Source organism: Helicobacter cetorum, assembly GCF_900198405.1.
In the GTDB taxonomy this organism is placed as follows: domain Bacteria; phylum Campylobacterota; class Campylobacteria; order Campylobacterales; family Helicobacteraceae; genus Helicobacter; species Helicobacter cetorum_C.
The window spans coordinates 1-3,802 of sequence record NZ_FZMR01000047.1; the positions used below are offsets into that span (position 1 = coordinate 1).

Annotated in this window: 2 rRNA genes; both read left to right on the forward strand. The window is 43.7% G+C overall.

Annotated features, from left to right (window positions below):
• The first annotated feature begins 365 nt into the window (after window positions 1–365).
• Window positions 366–3,252: ribosomal RNA gene (locus C6H25_RS08475) — 23S ribosomal RNA — on the forward strand.
• Window positions 3,253–3,588: 336 nt separating this feature from the next.
• A 5S ribosomal RNA gene (rrf, locus tag C6H25_RS08480) occupies window positions 3,589–3,706 on the forward strand.
• Window positions 3,707–3,802: the final 96 nt, after the last annotated feature.

Consider the following 3,802-nt stretch of genomic DNA (forward strand, 5'->3'; position numbering starts at 1 on the left):
TTTAAGCAAACTTTAAGCATTGCGTGTCTATAATTACATTTCGTTTTTAACGACGAGCTTTTAAGTTCTTTAAAAGTTAAACCAAGAGCTAACAAGCTTAAAAGAGATTAGAGATTTAAATATTTTTGATTTTCTTAGAGAGTTTAAAGCTTAAAGTTATTTTTAAATTGAAACATTTTAGCAAGTTTTCACTAAAAACGAAGTTATTTGATTTAACATTGTTAATAGCCTATGTAAAAGTAAAGTAAAACTACAATTACTCTGTCTTATATTCAGTAAGGCAGTGGTAGCGTTGAAGAATATTCATGCAATTGTCGTTATTCATTATATAAAAAGGCGGGTTTTAAAGGATATTTTAGAATTTAAAACAAGCTTTTAAGAGCAGATGGCGGATGCCTTGCCAAAGAGAGGCGATGAAGGACGTACTAGACTGCGATAAGCTATGCGGAGCTGTCAAGGAGCATTGATGCGTAGATGTCCGAATGGGGCAACCCAACTAATAGAGATATTAGTTACTCTAATATAGAGAGCGAACCTAGTGAAGTGAAACATCTCAGTAACTAGAGGAAAAGAAATCAACGAGATTCCCTAAGTAGTGGCGAGCGAAAGGGGAAGAGGGCAAACCGAGTGCTTGCATTCGGGGTTGAGGACTGCAATATCCACTAGAACACTTTAGCAGAGTTACCTGGAAAGGTAAGCCATAGAAAGTGATAGCCTTGTATGCGACAAGGTGTTCTTAGGTAGCAGTATCCAGAGTAGGCCGAGACACGTGAAATCTTGGTTGAAGCCGGGGAGACCACTCTCCAACCCTAAATACTACTCTTTGAGCGATAGCGAACAAGTACCGTGAGGGAAAGGTGAAAAGAACCGCAGTGAGCGGAGTGAAATAGAACCTGAAACCATCTGCTTACAATCATTCAGAGCCCTATGATTTATCAGGGTGATGGACTGCCTTTTGCATAATGATCCTGCGAGTTGTGGTATCTGGCAAGGTTAAGCGAATGCGAAGCCGTAGCGAAAGCGAGTCTTAATAGGGCGATTAAGTCAGATGCTGCAGACCCGAAGCTAAGTGATCTATCCATGGCCAAGTTGAAACGCGTGTAATAGCGCGTGGAGGACTGAACTCGTACCCATTGAAACGGGTTGGGATGAGCTGTGGATAGGGGTGAAAGGCCAAACAAACTTAGTGATAGCTGGTTCTCTTCGAAATATATTTAGGTATAGCCTCAAGTGATAATAAAAGGGGGTAGAGCACTGATTGGGCTAGGGCTGCTCGCCGCGGTACCAAACCCTATCAAACTTCGAATACCTTTTATCGTATCTTGGGAGTCAGGCGGTGGGTGATAAAATCAATCGTCAAAAGGGGAACAACCCAGACTACCAAATAAGGTCCCTAAGTTCTATTCTGAGTGGAAAAAGATGTGTGGCTACTCAAACAACCAGGAGGTTGGCTTAGAAGCAGCCATCCTTTAAAGAAAGCGTAACAGCTCACTGGTCTAGTGGTCATGCGCTGAAAATATAACGGGGCTAAGATAGACACCGAATTTGTAGATTGTGCTGATGCACAGTGGTAGAAGAGCGTTCATAGCTGCGTTGAAGGTATACCGGTAAGGAGTGCTGGAGCGCTATGAAGTGAGCATGCAGGAATGAGTAACGATAAGATATATGAGAATTGTATCCGCCGTAAATCTAAGGTTTCCTACGCGATGGTCGTCATCGTAGGGTTAGTCGGGTCCTAAGCCGAGTCCGAAAGGGGTAGGCGATGGCAAATGGGTTAATATTCCCATACCGACTATGGAGCGTGATGGGGGGACGCATAGGGTTAAGCGAGCTAGCTGATGGAAGTGCTAGTCGAAGGGCGTAGATTAGAGGGAAGGCAAATCCACCTCCGTATTTGAAACCTGATAGGCTCTTTGAGTTCTTTTAGAACAAAGAGAGAATCGCTGATACCGTCGTGCCAAGAAAAGCCTCTAAGCATATCCATAGTCGTCCGTACCGCAAACCGACACAGGTAGATGAGATGAGTATTCTAAGGCGCGTGAAAGAACTCTGGTTAAGGAACTCTGCAAACTAGCACCGTAAGTTCGCGATAAGGTGTGCCACAGCAATGTGGTCTCAGCAAAGAGTCCCTCCCGACTGTTTACCAAAAACACAGCACTTTGCCAACTCGTAAGAGGAAGTATAAGGTGTGACGCCTGCCCGGTGCTCGAAGGTTAAGAGGATGCGTCAGTCGCAAGATGAAGCGTTGAATTGAAGCCCGAGTAAACGGCGGCCGTAACTATAACGGTCCTAAGGTAGCGAAATTCCTTGTCGGTTAAATACCGACCTGCATGAATGGCGTAACGAGATGGGAGCTGTCTCAACCAGAGATTCAGTGAAATTGTAGTGGAGGTGAAAATTCCTCCTACCCGCGGCAAGACGGAAAGACCCCGTGGACCTTTACTACAGCTTAGCACTGCTAATGGGAATATCATGCGCAGGATAGGTGGGAGGCTTTGAAGTAAGGGCTTTGGCTCTTATGGAGCCATCCTTGAGATACCACCCTTGATGTTTCTGTTAGCTAACTGGCCTGTGTTATCCACAGGCAGGACAATGCTTGGTGGGTAGTTTGACTGGGGCGGTCGCCTCCTAAAAAGTAACGGAGGCTTGCAAAGGTTGGCTCATTGCGGTTGGAAATCGCAAGTTGAGTGTAATGGCACAAGCCAGCCTGACTGTGAGACATACAAGTCAAGCAGAGACGAAAGTCGGTCATAGTGATCCGGTGGTTCTGTGTGGAAGGGCCATCGCTCAAAGGATAAAAGGTACCCCGGGGATAACAGGCTGATCTCCCCCAAGAGCTCACATCGACGGGGAGGTTTGGCACCTCGATGTCGGCTCATCGCATCCTGGGGCTGGAGCAGGTCCCAAGGGTATGGCTGTTCGCCATTTAAAGCGGTACGCGAGCTGGGTTCAGAACGTCGTGAGACAGTTCGGTCCCTATCTGCCGTGGGCGTAGGAAAGTTGAGGAGAGCTGTCCCTAGTACGAGAGGACCGGGATGGACGTGTCACTGGTGCACCAGTTGTTCTGCCAAGAGCATCGCTGGGTAGCTACACACGGATGTGATAACTGCTGAAAGCATCTAAGCAGGAAGCCAACTCCAAGATTAACTTTCCCTGAAGCTCGCACAAAGACTATGTGCTTGATAGGGTAGATGTGTAAGCATAGTAATATGTTTAGCTGACTACTACTAATAGAGCGTTTGGCTTGTTTTTTGCTTTTTTATAAGATAATGATAATAAGCATGAATAAGTTACCACTGCCTTACTGAGTGTAAGGGAGATTGAGTTTTACGAGAGACTTTTAAAGCTTTTGAATTGAAATTAAAAAACAACTTAGAGTTATTTTTTATAAAGTTGGTTTTAAGTGAGGTTAGGATAAAATCTAACTCATTCTTATTTTTATAGAACCATTTTTAATAAGATTTTAAGCTAGATAGTTTTTATTAGAACTTTTAGGCTATTAACAATCTTCTTTTGTTAAAAACATAACTCCCTAGGATTAGAAAAGGGAGTTAAGGATAAACGAGTTTTTATCTTTAACTCCCTTTTCCTTGTGCCTTTAGAGAAGAGGAACTACCCAGTTAACCATTCCGAACCTGGAAGTCAAGCTCTTCATCGCTGATAATACTGCTCTTTTCAAGAGTGGGAATGTAAGTCGGTGCAGGGATAGGGAAATGTTTTTATCTTACTTTTCTTGGTTTCAGTTTATTTAAAATTTTGGTTTAATTTTTTCTAGTTTTTTATTTTTGATGTTCGTTTTGTT